An 18,861-nucleotide genomic window follows, 5' to 3' on the forward strand; every position below is an offset into this window, starting at 1 on the left:
GCCGCCTTCAGGATTTTCCGAGCAGCGAGCGCAGCTTTTTCTGGAATTCGCTTTCCTCGGGCTGATCGTCACCCGCGCCCTCGAGCGAGGCGCCGGGCTTGCGCGGATAAGGGTCGATCGCCAGGCCGAAAAACTGCTCGGCGAGCGCCCCGACATCGATGGTGTCGCCGGAAAAAGTTTCCGGGCTGTCGGGCCCATCGGCGTCGAGGACGATCTCGCCGCCGCCGTCGAAGCCTTCGCGTCCGAGTTTCGACTGCTCCGGCAAGAACAGCGCCTCGACGGGCTCGTCGATGTGAGCCGCGACCGGATCGAGTGTGACGATGCAGGCCTGGGTGATGTCGGCTTCGACGCGGCCGCTGACCTTGACGCCGTTGCGTTTCCAGGACGCCACCAAGAGCTCGGCGCGATAGCTCTCGACGGAAAGCAGGTCATGTTCGGCGGCAAGCGCAGTGCGCTGCCTTTCGTCGGCCTCGATTGCAACCGGCAAACCCTTTTGCGGCAGGCGGGCGACATTGGCGACAAAGGATACGGGGCTCTGCGGTTCGGCGTGCTTCATTCTCGCCTCCTTCAGGCGGCTCCGGCGGCCGGGAACGCGACGACGCCGGCCATGATCGATTCGGTCGGCTGAGCGGCAAGCTGCCCGGTCGCCGCGCCAACATAATTCGCCAGCAGCGACGCCTCAGGCCATTCGCCGGCATCGGGCCTGACATTGCGGGCGAGCGCCGCGGCAAGCGCCGCGCCGTCGGTGTCCCGCAAGGCTTCGTCGTAGGCCGCAGTGCGGCCATAGAACATCTTTGCCAGCTTCTTCATGCGCTTCGGCACGCCGACATCGCTGATGCCGAGTTCCCTCAGCGAATGGTCGACATCGAGGAAGAACTCGTCGATCAGCACCTGAGCGATCTCGGCCGCGGCTCCGCCCTCGCCGCGCAGCCGGTGCTGGATCAGGTACATATGGAGCGACAGCATCTCGAAGCGGCCGAGCGGCGTATCCGGCACATTCCAGTCGGAATAAAACACCGTTTGCCGCGCCGCCGCCACGATTTGTGCGTAGAGCGCCTCGGTGATGGCGCGGTTGGCGTGACGTTCGCGACCAAAAAGGCGCTGGAACATTGAGGGTGGTCTCCCGGGGACCTTTTGTTTGATTTGGCCTTGTTGCATCGGCATGCAAGCTGGTTTACCGGTTTTGCGGCCCAGCGCAAGCTGCGGGGATGTGATGGAGAATTGTTGTTGGGTGCGCTGAAATTCAAGTCGTTTTTCATGCCTGTGCGGGCGGGCGTGGCCACTCTGCTGGTGGCGGTATCCGCGCTTTCCGCCTGCAATTCGTCCAAGATGTTCGGTGATCTGCGTCCGAGCGAGACGCTGACGAAAGGCTACGTCATCGACCAGGCGGCGATCGACTCGGTGCCGGTCGGATCGAGTCGCGAGCAGGTTCTTCTTGCGCTGGGCACGCCGTCGACGACGGCGACCTTCGACAACGAGGCGTTCTATTATATCTCGCAGACGCGCAAGCGCTACGTCGCCTTCGACAACCCGCGCATCGTCGACCAGCACGTGCTGGCGGTCTATTTCGGCGCCGACGGCCGCGTCACCCAGATCGCCAATTACGGCCTGAAGGACGGCAAGGTCTTCGACTTCATCTCGAGGACGACGCCGACGGGCGGCAAGGACCAGAACTTCCTCAGCCAGATCATCAACGGCGCCAGCAAGCTGGCGCCCGGGATCCCGGGCGGCGGCACGCCCTGAGTTCGCTGTCAGCGACGTCCACGGACCAAGACCCGCCGAATCCGCTTCGGCGGGTTTTTTGTTTCGCCGAAACGGCTTGGCCGTAAACAAAACCCGCGGGATCGCTCCCGCGGGTCACTTGGTGCAGAAAGAATGTGGCTCAGCCGTGCGCGAGCACGGCCAGGAGCAGCAGCGCCACGATATTGGTGATCTTGATCGCCGGATTGACCGCCGGGCCGGCGGTGTCCTTGTAGGGATCGCCGACGGTGTCGCCGGTGACCGAGGCCTTATGCGCCTCGGAGCCCTTCAGGTGCTTGACGCCATTCTTGTCGGTAAAGCCGTCCTCGAACGACTTCTTGGCGTTGTCCCAGGCGCCGCCGCCGGAGGTCATCGAGACGGCGACGAAGAGGCCGTTGACGATGACGCCGAGCAGCGAGGCGCCAAGGGCCGCGAAGGCCGAGGCCTTCGAGCCCGAGATCAGGAGCACGCCGAAATAGACGACGAGCGGCGCCAGCACCGGCAGCAGCGACGGGATGATCATTTCCCGGATCGCTGCCCGGGTCAGCAGGTCGACGGCGCGCGCGTAGTTCGGTTTCGAGGTCCCGGCCATGATGCCCTTGTCCTCGCGGAACTGCTTGCGCACTTCCTCGACGATCGAGCCCGCCGCGCGGCCGACGGCGGTCATGGCGATGCCGCCGAACAGATACGGAATGAGGCCGCCAAAGATCAGGCCGGCAACGACATACGGGTTGGAAAGGTCGAAGGAGATCTCGCCCATGCCCTGGAAGTACGGGTACTTGTCGCCATTGGCGGCAAAGAACCTGAGGTCGTTCGAATAGGCCGCGAACAACACCAGCGCGCCGAGGCCGGCGGAGCCGATGGCATAGCCCTTGGTCACGGCCTTGGTGGTGTTGCCGACCGCGTCGAGCGCGTCGGTGGAGTGGCGCACTTCCTTGGGCAGGCCCGACATTTCGGCGATGCCGCCGGCATTGTCGGTGACCGGGCCGAAGGCGTCGAGCGCCACGATCATGCCGGCGAGCCCGAGCATGGTGGTGACGGCGATCGCCGTTCCGAAGAGGCCGCCAAGCTGGTAGGTGGCGATGATGCCGCCGACGATGACGATGGCCGGCAGCGCCGTCGATTCCAAGGAGACCGCGAGGCCCTGGATGACGTTGGTGCCGTGGCCAGTCACCGAGGCCTGGGCGATCGAATTCACCGGGCGTTTGTTGGTGCCAGTGTAGTATTCGGTGATCACCACGATGAGGCCGGTCACCAGAAGACCGATCAGGCCGCAGATGAACAGGTTCTTGCCGGTGATGACGATGCCGGCGACGGTGCCGACCTCTCCCCAACCGAGCGTCGCCGAAGTGGCGACGGCCAGGCCGACGATCGACAGCAGCCCGGTGACGATCAGCCCCTTGTAGAGCGCGCCCATGATCGAGCCGTTGGAACCGAGCTTGACGAAGAAGGTGCCGACGATCGACGTCAAGATGCAGGCGCCGCAAATGGCGAGCGGATAGAGCATGGCGGCGCCCAGCACCGCCGTACCGCCGAAGAAGATGGCGGCCAGAACCATGGTGGCGACGACCGTCACCGCATAGGTCTCGAACAGGTCGGCGGCCATGCCGGCGCAGTCGCCGACATTGTCGCCGACATTGTCGGCGATGGTGGCCGGGTTGCGCGGATCGTCCTCCGGAATGCCGGCTTCCACCTTGCCGACGAGGTCGCCGCCGACGTCGGCGCCCTTGGTGAAGATGCCGCCGCCGAGACGGGCGAAGATCGAGATCAGCGAGGCGCCGAAGCCGAGCGAGACCAGCGCGTCGATGACGATGCGGTCGTTTGGCTGCAGGCCCATCGGGCCGGTCAGGATGAGGTAGTAGATGGAGACGCCGAGCAGCGCCAGGCCCGCCACCAGCAGGCCGGTGATGGCGCCCGACTTGAAGGCGATGTCGAGGCCGGCGGCGAGGCTGTTGGAAGCAGCCTGCGCGGTGCGGACATTGGCGCGCACCGAGACATGCATGCCGATGAAGCCGGCAGCGCCCGAAAGCACCGCGCCGATCAGGAAGCCGATCGCGGACGTGATGGAGAGCAGCCACCAGGCGAGAAGAAGCACGACGATGCCGACGACGGCGATGGTGGTGTACTGGCGCGCCAGATAGGCTTGAGCACCTTCGCGAATGGCGGCGGAGATTTCCTGCATGCGCTGGTTGCCCTGATCGGACGCCAGGACCGATCGTGTCGCCCAGATGGCGTACAGGACTGACAGCAAGCCGCAGGCGATGACGGCGGTAATGATGGTCATTGCCGAATTTTCCTCGATTGATGGCCCAGAAGAACCCCTCCCTGGGCCGTTGGGACGGAGATGAACGCCGCACGCGGAATCCACCCCTTGGCTAAGGTGTATGCGAAACAGGGCTGGGAACGTCAAGATATTGTTCGGTTTTTGCCCGGCTTTCGCCGGAAAGACGAACGCCGCGACTCACCGGCAGGGGCCGCCGTGCATTTAGATCGATTGCGCGCCGGCAAACGGCGCAATGTCAGTTGGCGCGGCGCAAGCCCGGCAGCTTCAGGGTGCCGAGCGCCAGGAAGCAGAGCACAACGACCGGGAACACGATCCAGTTCAGCATGGTCCAGCCCCAGGCATTGTAGACCGCGCCCGACATCAGCGAGGCGAAGGCGACGGAGCCGAACAGGACGAAGTCATGGAAGCCCTGCACCTTGCCTTTTTCGGATGGATGGTAGCTCGCGGCGACCATGGCGGTCGCGCCGATGAAACCGAAATTCCAGCCGAGGCCGAGCAGGATCAGCGCGGTCCAGAACTGCCATAGCGCAAGGCCTGAGAGCGCCACCACTGCGCAGGCGATGAGCAGCACCAACCCAACAGCGACGATGCGCTCGGCGCCGAAGCGGTGGATCAGCGAACCGGTGAAGAAGCTCGGCCCGAACATCGCCATAACGTGCCAGGAGATGCCAAGCGTGGCATCGTCGGTCGAAAGACCGCAGCCGACCATGGCGAGCGGCGCGCCGGTCATGACGAAGCTCATCAGCGCATAGCTGCCTACGGCACAGAACAGCGCCGCGACGAAACGCGGTTGGGTGGCGATCTCGACCAGCGGACGTGCGTCGCTTGCGGCGGCTTCGGCGGCGCTGCTCGTCCGCCTGGACGTATGCAGGAAGGAAAGGATAATCGCGCCTATGGCGGCCAGCACCAGGATGGAGGCGAAGGATCCGGCAAACATCACCGGCGCCAGAAGGTCGCCGGTGTAGATGACGATCTGAGGCCCGAGGATGGCGGTGACGATGCCGCCAGCCAGCACGAAGGAGATGGCGCGCGCCTTGAATTGCGGCGGCGCGTTGTCGGCGGCGGCGAAGCGGAACTGCTGCACGAAGGCGCCGCCGACACCGATCACGCCCAGGCCAAAGGCGAACAGCCAGAAGCTCGCCTGAAAGAGCGCGAGCGTCGCGATCAGCCCGCCGAGGGCGGTGACGATGGTGCCGGTCATGAAGCCGCCGCGATGGCCGAGCCGGCGGATGATGGCGGCCGCCGGCAGGGCGCCGAGCGCAACTCCGAGGTTGAAGCCGGTGACCGGCGCCGTCGCCAGAGACTTGTCGGGGCCGAGCAGATATTGGCCGGCAAGCGCGCCGATGGAAATGGCGATCGGCGCGGCGGAACCGACGATCGCCTGCGCGGCCGCGAGGAGCACTGCCGTGCGGCGCGCTTCCCTGCCGGCGTCAGCGACGACTGCCGTGGCGGTCACGATGCGTCCTTGCCGCGACCCTCGCCCCGTACCCGGCGCGAGACACGGTCGAGCAGGGCGTTGACCAGCTTCGGCTCGTCTTCCTCGTAGAAGGCCTTGGCGATGTCGACATATTCCGACACGATCACGGCCACGGGCACGTCCTCGCGCTTCATCAGCTCATAGACGCCGGCGCGCAGGATGGCGCGCAGCGTCGAGTCCAGCCGCGACAGCGGCCAGTCGTCAGTCAGCGCCTGGCGGATGATCGGATCGATGGTCTTCTGGTTCTCGACGACGCCGGTCAGGATGGCGCGGAACCACTGCGGGTCGGCCTCGCGATAAAGTGCGCCGTCGACTTCCTTGCCGAGGCGGAAGGCCTCGTATTCGGCGGTGATCTCGAAAACACCGCTGCCGGCCACGTCCATCTGGTAGAGCGCCTGGACGGCGGCAAGACGGGCGGCACCGCGCTTGTTGGCGTGGCGCGCCGCACCGGTCTGGGCAGGATCGCTCACGATTGGGCTCCGAATTTCTCTTTGAGCGCGATCATGGTCAGCGCCGCGCGGGCGGCAAAGCCGCCCTTGTCGCCTTCGGTGCGCTTGGCCCGCGTCCAGGCCTGCGCATCGTTTTCGGTGGTCAAGATGCCGTTGCCGATCGCGACCGCTTCCTGCACGGAAAGATCCATCAGCGCACGGCTCGATTCATTGGCGACGATGTCGAAATGATAGGTGTCGCCACGGATGATGGTGCCGAGCGCGACGAAGCCGTCATAGTGTACGCCGCCCTCGCCGGCACCGTCCAGCGCGAAGGTGATGACGGCCGGAATTTCGAGCGAGCCAGGAACAGTCACGACGTCATAAGTGGCGCCGGCCTCGTCCAGCGCGCTGGTCGCGCCTTCGAGCAGCGCGTCGGCGAGGTCGTCGTGGAAACGCGCCTCGACGATAAGCAGATGCGCCTTCGCCTGCGGATGAATGAACGCTTTGCCGTGTTGGGATATGCCTGCCATAAACGTCTCCGGGGGGTTGCCGGTGACTTAGGCCGAAGCCGGATTGATCGCAAGCACAAGATTGCCGCCCGACACAGGTCCAGCATCTTCCGACAGGTCCGGATCCCAAGCATCGCGATCTTCCGGGCTTTCTTCAGCTAGCAGGCGAAGCCTCGAGGATCGAGATCGATGCTCGAGGGCCCATCACCCGCTCAAGCTTCAGTCCGGCGCCTTCGAACAGGCGGGCATATTGTGCCTGCGTCCGCTCGAGGCAGCCTGTAACCGCGAGCATGGACATCGATAGGTTTGATCTGGGCAGGCTCGTCGCCCGGAGGCACGAGCGTGTCGATCACGAGCATCCTGCCCTGCCTTGGCATGGCCCCGCGGCAATGTCGCAAGATCAGCCCGGCAGGTTCGTCGTCCCAGCCGTGGATGACGTTCTTGATCACTTAGACGTTGCCAGCCGGGGCGCCGCAGATCGCGTGAGCAGAAGGGAAGCTGAGGCGCCGGCGCGACGTGGCGCCTCAGCGATCCGCGCCGCCTCCCCGGAACCGGTCGGTTTCGCTCAAAGCCCCTGTTTCGCCGCCTCGGCGAGGCGCGCGGCATACCGGGCCATGGTATCGATCTCGATGTTGACGCGATCGCCAGCCTGGCGCTCGCCCCAGGTAGTGACGCTCAGCGAGTGCTGGATCAGAAGCACATCGAAGCGCGTAGCTTCGACCTTGTTGACGGTAAGCGAGGTGCCGTCGAGCGCGACGGAGCCTTTCGGCGCGATGAACTTCGCCAGGTGACGCGGCGCCTCCAGCGTGAAGCGCACGGCATCGCCCTCTTCCTTGCGCTCCACGATTTCCGCCGTGCCGTCGACATGGCCGGAGACGATATGGCCACCGAGCTCGTCGCCGATCTTCAGCGCCCGTTCGAGATTGATCCTGGTGCCCGATTTCCAACCGGATGCAGTCGTCAGCCTGAGCGCCTCTTCCCAGGCTTCGACCTCAAACCAGCGCGCGTTCGAGCCGTTCTCGGGCAGCGCCGTCACGGTCAGGCAGACGCCGCCGCAGGAAATCGAAGCGCCGATCGCGATCGTTTCCGGGTCATAGGCCGTGTCGATGCGCAGGCCGACGCCTTCGCTGAGCGGCTTCACCGAAGCGACAGTGCCGACATCCGTAACGATTCCCGTAAACATCAGATCGTGTCTTCCAGTTTGACCATGCTCTTATCCGAAAACCATTTCCCACTTTTTGGGATCATGGTCTTACCCACTCGGCATAGCTGTCCTCGCCGAAGCGCATCTCACGCAATTTGCGGAAACCCGGCGGGATATGCGCAGCGTCGATCGGCGAGGCGATACCATCCTCGCCGATCGCCTCCGGTCCCTGGAACAGGACGATGCGGTCAACGAGGTCTTCCGCCAGGAAGGCCTCGGCCACCTTGGCGCCGCCCTCGACCAGCACGCTCGCCATGCCGAGGGCTGCAATATCCTCGAGCAGTTCCGGCAGGGCTACTTCGCTCTCGTAAGTTTCAGTGCCGATGAAGTGCACGCCCGCGCGTTCGAGCGCAGCCCGCCGCCGCGGGTCGGCCTCGGCGCATGCCGCGACATAGAGCGGGACACGATCCACCCCGGAAACGAGCTTCGACGACTCCGGCAGCCGGATCTGGCGATCGAGGATGATGCGAGCCGGGGAGCGGTTCTCCAACCCCGGCAGGCGCACGGTCAGCGCCGGGTCGTCCTCCAGCGCAGTGCCGATGCCGACGAGGATAGCGTCGGCCTCCGCGCGCATAAGATAGACTTCGCGCCTGGCGATCTCACCCGTGATGGCGACCTGGCCGGCGCCTTTGCGGCCGATCTTGCCGTCGCTCGAAAGCGCAAGCTTCAGCGTCACTTCGGGACGTTTCTTCAAAGATCGAATCAGATAGCCGGCCATCTGCTCGGCGGCCTCTGTGGCGAGCACCTTCTCCACGACCTCGATGCCGGCGGCGCGCAGCATGGCGTAACCCTTGCCGGAAACGCGCGGATCGGGATCGCTTGCCGCGCCGACGACGCGCGCAATGCCGGCATTGACCAGCGCGGCGGCGCAAGGCGGCGTGCGGCCGTGATGGGCGCAGGGCTCAAGCGTCACATAGGCGGTGGCGCCGCGGGCCAGTTCGCCGGCCTCGGCCAGCGCCTCGGTCTCGGCGTGCGGCCGGCCGCCGACAGCAGTGACGCCGGTGCCGACGATCATCGGGCCGGCGCCGTCGTCGCGCACGATGATGGTGCCGACGGAAGGATTGGTCGCGGTGCGGCCGGCATTGCGGCGCGACAGCCGGATGGCCGCCGCCATGAAACGGCGATCAAGGGCTGCTTGCTCGGCCCCGCCCAATTGAGCTTTCGCCATGATCAGCCGGCGTCCTCTTCGGTCTTTTCTTCGTCGCCCTTCAGTTCGCCCAGCAACTCGTGGAAATCCTTGGCTTCACGGAAATTGCGATAGACCGAAGCGAAGCGGACATAGGCGACGTCGTCGAGCGATTTCAGCGCCTCCATGACGAGCCGACCGACCTCGCCGGAGGCCACTTCCGTCTCGCCGGAGCTTTCGAGCTGGCGCACGATGCCGGTCACGGCGCGATCGATCCGCTCGGGGTCGACATTGCGCTTGCGCACCGCGATCTCGACCGAGCGCAGCAGCTTGTCGCGGTCGAACGGCACCTTGCGGCCGGATTTCTTGATGACGACGAGATCGCGCAGTTGCACGCGCTCGAAGGTGGTGAAGCGGCCGCCGCAGTCCGGACAGACGCGGCGCCTGCGGATCGCCGCGCCATCCTCGGCGGGACGCGAATCCTTCACCTGCGTATCTTCGGACTGGCAATAGGGGCAGCGCATGGAGAGCCTTGGGTTTGCGATTCAGAGCATGATCCCGAAAAGTTGCAGACTCTTCGGAGAAGATCATGCTTCAAAAACAAAATCTTAGAGCGAGATGGCGATTCAAGGAAGCGTCATCTCGCTCTGGTGAACGGAAGGCTTGGAGCCTTTCATTTCTCAGAGATAGCGAGGCGCGAGAAAGATTGCCAGCGCCCTGCCCCTGTCGTGCCCGGTCGGTTCAGGGCGCGACGTCCTTGGTCGGGAATCCGCAGGACGTGCCGAGGTTGCGGTAGGCCTTCGTGAAGCCGTCCATCGGAATGCTGGCGACGGTCTGCTTGCCAAAAACAACATCGAGCGAGGTGACTTTGCGCATGGCGCGCAGCAGAGCGAGACTTGTCTTCGCCTGGTTGTCGACCGTCCAGCTGGGACGACCGCCGACGGCATTCGAATAGACTTTCGCGGAAACCTTGATGCCGGGGTCGCCGAAGGTCGCCGCGATGTCCTTGCCGGTCGGCAGGTCCTTGTTGTCGACGGCGATCATGATGGCGGGATAGGCATCCGGCGGCAGCGCGTCGCCGGTCGAGATCGACAGCGTTAGCGTGCCAGCATTGCCGATGCCGTCGACGAAAGCTGCGGAGGCCGCGCAGGTCTTGTGCGCATCCTGCCCGGTGTCGAGCGTGTCGATGATCGTGGTCCATCTGCCGAAGGTGTTTGTGGCCGGTTCTGGCTGCGCCTGCTCCTGCCCGGCCGCGCCGGACACGGCGAAACCGGCCAGCGAGCCGACCAGGGCCAAGGCGGCAAGATGGAAAATGCGCATCATCAAGTCTCCAGTTCGCGACGCCGCCCAATCAGGACGGCGCACTGCCGGCGGATAAAAGATGACGCGCGGCTTCCGGTCAACCGAGATAAGGATAGAGCGGGAAACGATCCGTCAACGCCGTGACTTTGGCCTTGACCGCAGCCTCGACTGCCGCATTGCCCTCGTCGGAATTCGCCGCCTTCAGCCCGTCCAGCACCTCGGCGATCAGCTTGCCGATCTCGCGGAACTCGGCCTGGCCGAAGCCGCGCGTGGTGCCGGCCGGTGTGCCGAGGCGAACGCCGGAGGTGACGAACGGCTTTTCGGGGTCGAAGGGGATGCCGTTCTTGTTGCAGGTGATGTTGGCGCGGCCGAGAGCCGCCTCGGCGCGCTTGCCGGTGGCGTTTTTCGGGCGCAGGTCGACCAGCATCAGATGGTTGTCGGTGCCGCCCGACACGATGTCGAGGCCGGTTTCCTGCAGGCTCGAAGCCAGCGCCTTGGCATTGGCGACGATGCTCTCGGCATAGGCTTTGAAGCTCGGCTTCAGCGCCTCGCCGAGCGCCACCGCCTTGGCCGCGACGACATGCATCAGCGGGCCGCCCTGGAGGCCTGGGAAAACCGCCGAGTTCATCTTCTTGGCGATCTCCTCGTCGTTGCACAGGATCATGCCGCCGCGGGGCCCGCGCAGCGACTTGTGCGTCGTCGTGGTCACGACATGCGCATAAGGCAGCGGCGACGGGTGCATACCGCCGGCGACTAGCCCGGCGATATGCGCCATGTCGACCATCAGATAGGCGCCGATCGAATCGGCAATCTCGCGGAAACGCTTCCAGTCCCAGATGCGCGAATAGGCCGTGCCGCCGGCCAGGATCAGCTTCGGCTTCGTCTCATGCGCGGTCTTCTCGATCGCGTCCATGTCGAGCAGGTGGTCGTCCTTGCGCACCCCGTAGGAAACGACCTTGAACCATTTGCCGCTCATGTTGACCGGCGAGCCATGCGTGAGATGGCCGCCGGAGTTCAAATCGAGGCCCATGAACGTGTCGCCGGGCTGCAGAAGCGCCAGGAAGACGGCCTGGTTCATCTGGCTGCCCGAGTTCGGCTGGACATTGGCGAAGTTGCAGCCGAAAAGCTTCTTGGCGCGCTCGATGGCCAGTTCCTCGGCCACGTCGACGAACTGGCAGCCGCCGTAATAGCGCTTGCCCGGATAACCCTCGGCATATTTGTTGGTCATGATCGACCCCTGCGCCTCGAGCACGGCGCGGGACACGATGTTTTCCGAGGCGATCAGTTCGATCTCATGGCGCTGGCGGCCAAGCTCGTTGCGGATGGCGCCGAAAATTTCCGGATCGGCGTCGGCAAGCGTGGTCTCGAAGAAGGATTCGAATTTGTTGGCGGCTGCCGCGGCATTTGACATGGCTTGCTTTCCCTTGGGGCCGGAGGTCTGCGAGGTCGCCGCGCCATTAACACAGTTGTTTGGAGCCCGCCACGTTTGCGGCGCGAAATTTGCTGGCCGGATTGCGCCAAGCAAATCGGCTGAACACTATTTCCGGTCGCGCCGGCTTTTGAGCAGCGCTTCTGTCAAAGTGATCTCGGAAAGCAGCGCCCGCATCGTGTGGTCGTTGATCTGGCGGGTGCGGAACATGGCGCGCACGGCGGCGCGCTCCGCCTCTATGCCGGCGTGCCTGAGCTCAAGCTCCAGCCGCCCGGATTCGCGCGCCTCGGCGCGCGCCTCTTCGGCCTCGTCGGAAGCCGCGATGCGGCGCCGGTAGCCGGCAACGATGCTGTCGGCGACCGCGAGCCGGGCCTCGGCCGCCTCGCCTTCGCCGCCCTCGCTGGCGAGGCTCTCGATCTTGGCGATGGCGGCCTTGGCAGCGCCCGCACGCGCCCGCCGCTCCTCGGCCGCACCCGGATCCTCGCCTGGCTCGACCAGCCCGCGGGCGATCCTCGGCAAAGCAAGGCTGGCGATGACCAGCGAGCAGATGATGACGCCGGCGGCGAGGAAGATCACCACGTCTCGCGCTGGAAAGGGCGAGCCATCCTGCAGCGCGAGCGACAGCGACAGGATGCCGGCAAGCGTGATCGCGCCGCGCACGCCGGCCACCGATCCGGCAAGCCTGACGCGGAAACCAAAGGGCTCTGCCTTGCGCTTGCCGAGCCGCGCGGCGATCATCGATGCCATGTCGCCGATCCAGATCCAGAGGAAGCGCAGGCCGATCACGCAGAGCGTCAAAATGAGCACGGTCAGCACCGGCTCGAACAGCCAGTGCCGGCTGGTGAGCTCCGGCGGGACCCTGCGGATGATGTCAGGAAGCTGCAGGCCGAGCAGGATGAAGAGAGCGCCGTTGAAGACGAAGGTCAGCATCGACCATAGCGACATCGCCTGAATCCGCGCCGAGACCGAGAGATGGCGGAAAATGCCGGAGGTGCCCGTAACCAGGCCGGCGGTGACCGCGGCCAGAATGCCGGAAGCGCCGACATGCTCGGCAATGAGATAGGCGACGAAGGGCAGCAGAACCATCACCAGCACCTGCGCCCCCGCCGGCGTGCCGCCGATGCGGCCAAGCACCTGCAGCGCCTTGGCGGCGACGAACAACGCCGCAATGCCCGCGAGGATGCCGGCCGCCACGGCGTAAAGAAAGCTCAACGAGGCGGCAGCGAACGAAAAGCTGCCGGTCAGCGCCGCCGCAACGGCAAAGCGGAACATGACTAGGCCGGAGGCATCATTGAGCAGGGATTCGCCTTCCAATATGTGCATCAGCCGAGCCGGAACGACATTGCGGTCGACGATCGAGGACACGGCAACGGCATCGGTCGGTGACAGCACGGCGGCCGAAGCGAACGCAACCGCCAGCGGGATGCTTGGCACCAGCCAGTGCAGAGCATACCCGAAGCCGACGATGGTGAAGAAGACAAGCCCGACGGCGAGATCGAGGATCGGCCGGCGCAGCTCGATCAGCTCCCGTTTCGGCGCCGCGAAGGCATCGCCGAACAGAAGCGGCGGAATGAACACCAGCAGGAAGAGTTCCGGATCGATCTCGACATGCAGTCCCTTGGCCGGCCAGGCAAGCGCGGCGCCGATCACAATCTGCAGCACGGGGAGCGGCACCCGCACCAGCCGCACGAGAGCGCCGGAAAGCGCCACGAAAGCAAGCACGACGAGAATGAAGACGGCGACGTCCATGATGCTATTCCAGCTGTTCGCGCTGTATGTCTCACTTTTCGACGCATGTCGCTCTGCCAAAACCGCTGCGCACTGTTTGGCGACATGCAAACAAAAAAGCCGCTCCAAGAGCGGCCTTTTCGTGATTTATATCAATCGGTTACAGCGCAGAAGTAATCTGCAGCTCGCTGTTGCCGTCGAGGCCGTAAATGTCGTCGCGGAACTGCACGACGCCGGGTCCGGTCGACCATGCCGACAGATACAGGAAGTGGACCGGCACCGGGTTGACCACCTGAACCGGCGTATTCTCGCCAGTCTTGATCGCCGCCTCGAAATGCTGGCGATCCCAGCCGGGCGTATCACGCAGGATCCAGGTGACGAGGTCGCGCACATTCTGGACGCGCACGCAGCCGGAAGAGTCGAAGCGCATCAGCTTGCCGAACAGGCTCTGCTGCGGCGTGTCGTGCATGTAGACGCCGTCCGGGCTCGGGAAGTTGATCTTGACCGAGGCCATGGCGTTGCCGGCGCCGGGATCCTGGCGGAAGCGGTACTTGGCGGCATCGTCCGTCGACCAGTCGACGGTCATCGGATCGACCTCGCTTCCGTCAGGCGCGAACAGCCGGATGTGGCTGTCCTTGAGGTAGTTCGGGTCCTTCCGCATCAGCGGAATGATGTCCTTGCGCACGATCGAGACCGGCGCGTTCCAGTAAGGATTGACGATGATCTCGTTGATCTTGGAATTCACGATCGGCGTCTGGCGGTCGATCTTGCCGACGATCGCGGTGTGGCGCAGCACGACGCGGTCGTTTTCGACGGCTTCCACCTGCGCGGCCGGAATATCGACCAGCACATAGCGGTCGCCGAGCGTGCCCGCCTTCTCGCGCAGCCGCTGCAGATTGGTCTGCAGCTGGCCAAGCCGGATCGGCGCCGGCACGTTCATCGCCGAATAAGTGTATTTGCCCATGGAGCCGTCGGCCGGCAAGCCGTGACGGAGCTGGAAGCGCTTGACCGCCGAGTCGACATAGGAATCGAACGCCGTCGAAATGCCGGCGCTCTGCGACAGGTCGCCCGAGACCATCAGCCGCTTGCGCAGCGGCACGACATCCGGATCGTCGACGCCGAGCTGCAATTTCTTGGTTGCCGGAACCTGCTCCCAGCCGCCCTGGCCGACAATGCCCTGGTACTGCGCCACCGCCTGCTCGGTGAAGGCTACGGTCTGCAGGCTGAAGATCGGCAGCGTCGAGGCAACCTTGCCGGTCTCGCTTGCACGGGCGTCGAACTGGTCGTCCCAATTACCGCGGGTCGAGGATTTCAGAATGTCGCCGATCACATCCTGCGCGCTGGCATGGCCGGCGACGACGGCGGCGGCGAGCGCAGAGGCTCCGGTCAGGAAGAAACGGCGGCTGGTTCTCATGGATGTTCCAGACATTTTAGCTATATCTAATCTCGCTCAGTTCGCTCTACTGGCGGGTTGCCCGCACTCTAGGGTCGGCAATCTTAACAATTAGCCAACCATGACTTGCGTCAGCAGGGCGTGAAAACGTAGGACCACGACACCTGCTCCAGGAAGCGCAGGGCCTCGGCCCGCAGCATCACCCGCATTCTCGCTTTCACTGCGATTATGGCGGCAACGTGACCTTGGCCCGCGATTTGCATCCGGCAAGATGATCAAAAAATGGGACCGAGGCATTTTGGCATCGCCGATAGCGGCGGGTTCACCAGATGCCCGCCGTCATCCTCGGTTTGCCCCTATTTCACCCGGTTCGGGCAGAGGGCTTTGAACTGCTCCAGCGTGTAGTCGTAGCCCGCGGCCCCCGAGCCATCGAGCACCACGTTCTCGTCGGTGTCGGTGATCTGATAATCCGTCTCGCTTCCGGCGGGGCTGCGCCCCTGAAACAGCATGTTGGCGCCGTAAAAGGTGGTGAATTTTCCGCTCTTGCAGTCCGCTGTGACCTCCAGATGCAAGGGCGTTTTCATTTCCTTAGCGATGCAATCCTCGGTCACCTTACCGACATAGTCGCGGCAGTAACCGATGGCGTTCTGCCTCGTATGTTTGGTCAGGATGCTGGCATGCGAGGTGTTGATGCCGGATTTCTTGACGACCGTAACCTCCATTCCGGCCTTGGAGCCATAACCGAGAGTCCGGGCAGCGGCCGGTGAAACAAGGATCACAGCGCAAATCGCAAGCAGGGTATGACGCATGAGGCCCTCCTCTTTTGCCTGCAGAGCTTCCACGCGCGCTGCTCGGCGGTCAAGCGCCCTGCTGCAGCGCGCTTTCGCAAAAGAAAAGAACCGGCACCTGTCGGCACCGGCCCTGATTGCTTCCTCCGGCCGCGCTTCTTCGGCGCGACTTCGATCGTCTCAGATTTCGAATCCGCTTACATCCGGTAAGCGATCGTGTCGTTCCAGAAGCGATCCAGACGCTGGAGCGCGCGGTTCATCTGCTTGAACTCGTCGGTGTTGATGCCGCCCACGGCCTCGATCGAGCCGACATGGCGCTCGTAAAGGCCGGCGACGACCTCGGCCACCTCGTTGCCCTTCGGCGTCAGCGAGACGCGGACCGAGCGGCGGTCGATGCGCGAGCGCTGATGGTTGATGAAGCCGAGGTCGACCAGCTTCTTCAGATTGTAGGAGACGTTCGAGCCGAGATAGTAACCGCGCGAGCGCAGCTCGCCGGCGGTCAGCTCCGAATTGCCGATGTTGAAGAGCAAAAGCGCCTGGATAGCGTTGATGTCGGAGCGGCCGTTGCGGTCGAACTCGTCCTTGATCACGTCAAGCAGACGGCGATGCAGACGCTCCACCAGCTGCAGCGATTCCATGTACAGCGAACGGATCGCCTCGCGGCGATCGTCGGAAACGTTGGCGGTCTTCGCCGCCGGACGCGAATTGATCATTGTCTTTGCCTCTCGTTTGTCGCCCGGTGATTTTTTGTTCTTCACCTTGATCGCGACACTATCGAATACTCATAAAATTCGACTTAAACGCCAGGGCTAACAAGAGCTTACCGGTAAGAGGTTTCGAAAGAGGCTTAACGAACGGTCATGCGAGCAAGAACAATTAACCTAAAGATTTAGCCAAGGGTTTTGGGGCAGTCGCCGACCCCGTATCTAGGTTCCTGACGCCGCCCGGCAAGCTATTGCCTGAGCTGGCGCTTCTGCAGCCAGATGACCACGCGGAAGACGATGTAGAGCAGCGCCACGCAGGCATGTGAGACGACGATCAGGATCCGATGGCCGAAGAGATTGGGAAAGCCGGCATACATGACGGTCTCGGTCGCCGCGCAGATGAACCAGATCACCGGCCCCCAGGAGGCAAGCATCCAAAGGCCCGCGGCGGCGAAAGGAAAGAAAACGGCAAGCGTGGCCGCGGCCACCTGCCAGTGCACCGGCATCAGATCGAAGCGCCAGAGCTCGCCCGGATAGATGCCGATCAGCCGGACCCAGTAGAGGACACCGAACAGCAGGCAGTAGCCGGCAATGACCCGCTGGAACCAGGCGAAGATGATCTCGGTGGTCGAGGGCTGCAGCACCACGCGCCTGGAGGTGACCTCGCTCACAGCTCCAGCTCCCCGGCCCCGAGCGGCGCGAAATACGCGTCGACATCGGCCGCGCTCACCGCATCGAGGCTGGCGGGCCGCCATTCCGGCTTCGAACCCTTGTCGATGATGGCGGCCCGGATGCCTTCATAAAAGTCGTGGCCGGCCAGCATGCGGTTGAGGATGCGGAACTCCATCTTCATGCACTCGTCCATCGACAGCGTCGACCCGGCGCTGATCTCGCGCCAGGCGACGTTGAGGCTGGTCGGCGAACGCGTCCTGATCGTCGCCAGCGTCTTGGCGGCGAAAGCGTCGGTGGCGGATGCTCGTTCCAGGCTGGCGACGATAGCGGCGAGCGAGGGTTGCGAAAAATGGCGGGCGATCGATTCCAGATCCTGCCGCTCGGTCTCGCGTCTTGCGGGTGTGAAGAAATCGCGCAACTCCGCGTTCGCGTCGCCGCTTGTCGCCAGCTCGTCAAGAAGCCCCGCCTGGTCCTCGGCCTTGATCGTGTGGGTGGCGAGGCCCGACCACAGGGCATCACCATAGCGGATGCGGTTTCCCGTCAGCCCCAGATACATGCCGAAGCTGCCGCCGAGATCGGGCAGCAAATGGCTGGCGCCAACATCCGGGAAGAAGCCGATGCCGACTTCCGGCATGGCGAATTGCGCGTTCTCGGTCAGCACGCGGTGCGAGCCGTGGAAGGAAATGCCGACCCCGCCGCCCATGACGATGCCGTCGATCAGCGCGACATAGGGTTTCCTGAAGCGGGCGATGCGGGCATTGAGACGATACTCGTCGGCGAAGAAGTCGACCGGCGGCTTGCCGGCGCGGCCCGCCTCGTAAATGTGCAGAATATCGCCACCGGCGGAAAACGCCCTGCCCTCAGCCTTGACGACGACGACGGCGACGCCGGCATCGCCCTCCCAGGCGTCAAGCGCCTTGCCAAGCGCCTTGACCATGCGATGGGTGACGGCATTGAGCGCCTGCGGCCGCGTCAGTGTGACGACGCCCGCCTTGCCTAGACGCTCGAAGCGAATCTCGTCGCCTCCGCCAAAATCCATCGCCAGAGAATCCTCCTCTCCGCCCTTCCAGGGGGATTGAAGTGCTAAAGGCGACATAAGGATGCGTCAATGGCGGCAACGCCGCGCTGGCGGCCAGCCGCTTCCGGTGTTAGGTAACCGGCAAAGTGTCGCGCGTAGGCGGCGCGACAGATTTCGAGCTAATCGACATGGCTGGGGTTTCTCGTCTCGTTGCTGGATTGACAGGTCTCCTCTTTCTGGGAGTTGCGCCGGCCGCCGCCGAGGCAGCCTCTGAACTCTACCTGGCGCAGACGATCGTCACCGGCACCGGCGAGGCTAATCGCGAGATCGGCTTCAAGGATTGTCTGGACAAGGTGCTGGTCAAGGTTTCAGGCGATCAGCGGCTGACGCAGAAGCCGGAGATGCTGGCGCTGCGCAATAAGGCGGCCGACTTTGTCCAATCCTTCCGCTACCGCGACCGGCTGGAAGGCGTTCCGATCCATGACGAGCAAGGCACGCATGATCGGCCGCACGATCTCACCTGCCTCTACAAGCCCACAGTCGTCGACAAGCTCCTGGCGCAGCTCGGCAGCAAGCCATGGCACGGCGAGCGGCCGCTGATTGCCGTCTTCATAACGGCCGAGCAAGGGGCGCAACATTTCGTGCTGACGACCGACGAGGATCGCGGCCAGTCAATGCGCGAATCCTTTGCCAATGCCACGGCGCCGCTCTCGGTGCATGTCAGCTTTCCAAAGGCTGACCAGCTCGCCGGCCTCGACGACAAGGCGCTGCGCACTGCCGATATGGCAAAGCTCGACCAGCTCGCCCGGCAGGCGGGTGCCGACCGGGCGCTCGCCGGCAGCATCGTGTGGAACGACAAGGAATTGGGCTGGATCGCCGACTGGCGGCTGGCCGAACACGGCAAGACCTATCAATGGCAGGTGCGTGGCGTCAGCTTCGACGAGGCTTTTCGCGTGGCTGTGAAGGGCGCGGCACAGATTCTGTCGGGGAATGGACAGCCGTAAACGTCGGCGCTGCCGCTCATCCGCCTGCCGGCACCTTCTCCCCGTCAAGGGA

The 18,861-nt window shown here is 64.2% G+C and carries 19 protein-coding genes; 2 read left to right on the plus strand and 17 right to left on the minus strand.

What is annotated here, in order from left to right:
* Window positions 1-7: 7 nt before the first annotated feature.
* Both P9230_RS17215 and P9230_RS17220 read right to left on the minus strand, forming a co-directional pair.
* On the minus strand, window positions 8-556 hold the full coding sequence (locus P9230_RS17215) for a DUF177 domain-containing protein (protein ID WP_067000755.1): 549 nt from the start codon (window positions 554-556) through the stop codon (window positions 8-10).
* An 11-nt stretch (window positions 557-567) separates the two neighbouring features.
* Window positions 568-1,110, minus strand: a complete 543-nt coding sequence (locus tag P9230_RS17220; protein ID WP_278111129.1) for a ubiquinol-cytochrome C chaperone family protein — start codon at window positions 1,108-1,110, stop codon at window positions 568-570.
* Between the two features lie 117 nt (window positions 1,111-1,227).
* On the opposite strand from P9230_RS17220, the gene P9230_RS17225 reads away from it, so the two are divergent.
* On the plus strand, window positions 1,228-1,743 hold the full coding sequence (locus P9230_RS17225; RefSeq protein ID WP_067000750.1) for an outer membrane protein assembly factor BamE: 516 nt from the start codon (window positions 1,228-1,230) through the stop codon (window positions 1,741-1,743).
* A gap of 139 nt (window positions 1,744-1,882) precedes the next feature.
* Here the strand turns inward: P9230_RS17225 and P9230_RS17230 are convergent, their stop codons facing one another.
* The 15 genes from P9230_RS17230 to P9230_RS17305 form a co-directional block, all read right to left on the minus strand.
* Complete coding sequence (locus P9230_RS17230) at window positions 1,883-4,024, minus strand: sodium-translocating pyrophosphatase (RefSeq protein ID WP_067330052.1); 2,142 nt, start codon at window positions 4,022-4,024, stop codon at window positions 1,883-1,885.
* 235 nt (window positions 4,025-4,259) lie between these two features.
* A complete protein-coding gene (locus tag P9230_RS17235; protein WP_278120106.1) occupies window positions 4,260-5,480 on the minus strand; it encodes an MFS transporter in 1,221 nt (406 codons plus the stop codon).
* Window positions 5,477-5,971, minus strand: coding sequence for a transcription antitermination factor NusB (gene nusB / locus P9230_RS17240; protein ID WP_095824739.1), 495 nt, complete (start codon window positions 5,969-5,971; stop codon window positions 5,477-5,479). The genes P9230_RS17235 and nusB overlap by 4 nt, the downstream gene beginning before the upstream one ends.
* Entirely contained in the window at window positions 5,968-6,462 is a 495-nt protein-coding gene (gene ribH / locus P9230_RS17245; protein ID WP_278120108.1) for a 6,7-dimethyl-8-ribityllumazine synthase, read from the minus strand. Before ribH ends, nusB begins: the two co-directional genes overlap by 4 nt.
* 544 nt (window positions 6,463-7,006) lie before the next feature.
* Window positions 7,007-7,624, minus strand: a complete 618-nt coding sequence (locus tag P9230_RS17255; protein WP_095778642.1) for a riboflavin synthase — start codon at window positions 7,622-7,624, stop codon at window positions 7,007-7,009.
* 61 nt (window positions 7,625-7,685) lie between these two features.
* Window positions 7,686-8,813, minus strand: coding sequence for a bifunctional diaminohydroxyphosphoribosylaminopyrimidine deaminase/5-amino-6-(5-phosphoribosylamino)uracil reductase RibD (gene ribD, locus P9230_RS17260; RefSeq protein ID WP_278120110.1), 1,128 nt, complete (start codon window positions 8,811-8,813; stop codon window positions 7,686-7,688).
* Between the two features lie 2 nt (window positions 8,814-8,815).
* Complete coding sequence (nrdR, locus tag P9230_RS17265; RefSeq protein ID WP_059184872.1) at window positions 8,816-9,295, minus strand: transcriptional regulator NrdR; 480 nt, start codon at window positions 9,293-9,295, stop codon at window positions 8,816-8,818.
* 217 nt (window positions 9,296-9,512) lie between these two features.
* Window positions 9,513-10,091 carry a hypothetical protein gene (locus P9230_RS17270; protein ID WP_067330212.1) on the minus strand — a complete coding sequence of 193 codons (579 nt, stop codon included), beginning with the start codon at window positions 10,089-10,091 and terminating at the stop codon, window positions 9,513-9,515.
* A 79-nt stretch (window positions 10,092-10,170) separates the two neighbouring features.
* The gene (gene glyA / locus P9230_RS17275; RefSeq protein ID WP_067330041.1) at window positions 10,171-11,484 is read right to left on the minus strand and encodes a serine hydroxymethyltransferase; all 1,314 of its coding nucleotides are present in this window, start codon (window positions 11,482-11,484) and stop codon (window positions 10,171-10,173) included.
* A gap of 126 nt (window positions 11,485-11,610) precedes the next feature.
* Window positions 11,611-13,251: a Na+/H+ antiporter gene (locus P9230_RS17280; protein ID WP_278120113.1), complete on the minus strand. Its 1,641-nt coding sequence runs from the start codon at window positions 13,249-13,251 to the stop codon at window positions 11,611-11,613.
* A gap of 139 nt (window positions 13,252-13,390) precedes the next feature.
* Complete coding sequence (locus P9230_RS17285; protein ID WP_067000724.1) at window positions 13,391-14,644, minus strand: L,D-transpeptidase family protein; 1,254 nt, start codon at window positions 14,642-14,644, stop codon at window positions 13,391-13,393.
* Window positions 14,645-14,979: 335 nt separating this feature from the next.
* Entirely contained in the window at window positions 14,980-15,432 is a 453-nt protein-coding gene (locus tag P9230_RS17290) for a hypothetical protein (RefSeq protein ID WP_278120116.1), read from the minus strand.
* Window positions 15,433-15,608: 176 nt separating this feature from the next.
* Window positions 15,609-16,124, minus strand: coding sequence for a winged helix DNA-binding protein (locus P9230_RS17295; protein ID WP_067001002.1), 516 nt, complete (start codon window positions 16,122-16,124; stop codon window positions 15,609-15,611).
* Between the two features lie 239 nt (window positions 16,125-16,363).
* Window positions 16,364-16,786: a DUF6163 family protein gene (locus tag P9230_RS17300; protein WP_067000719.1), complete on the minus strand. Its 423-nt coding sequence runs from the start codon at window positions 16,784-16,786 to the stop codon at window positions 16,364-16,366.
* The gene (locus tag P9230_RS17305; RefSeq protein ID WP_067330035.1) at window positions 16,783-17,826 is read right to left on the minus strand and encodes an enoyl-CoA hydratase/isomerase family protein; all 1,044 of its coding nucleotides are present in this window, start codon (window positions 17,824-17,826) and stop codon (window positions 16,783-16,785) included. The genes P9230_RS17300 and P9230_RS17305 overlap by 4 nt, the downstream gene beginning before the upstream one ends.
* 167 nt (window positions 17,827-17,993) lie before the next feature.
* On the opposite strand from P9230_RS17305, the gene P9230_RS17310 reads away from it, so the two are divergent.
* The gene (locus tag P9230_RS17310; protein WP_278120117.1) at window positions 17,994-18,809 is read left to right on the plus strand and encodes a DUF2066 domain-containing protein; all 816 of its coding nucleotides are present in this window, start codon (window positions 17,994-17,996) and stop codon (window positions 18,807-18,809) included.
* The last annotated feature ends 52 nt before the right edge of the window (window positions 18,810-18,861 follow it).

The sequence above is a fragment of the Mesorhizobium sp. WSM4887 genome (genome assembly GCF_029625865.1).
Lineage (GTDB): Bacteria > Pseudomonadota > Alphaproteobacteria > Rhizobiales > Rhizobiaceae > Mesorhizobium.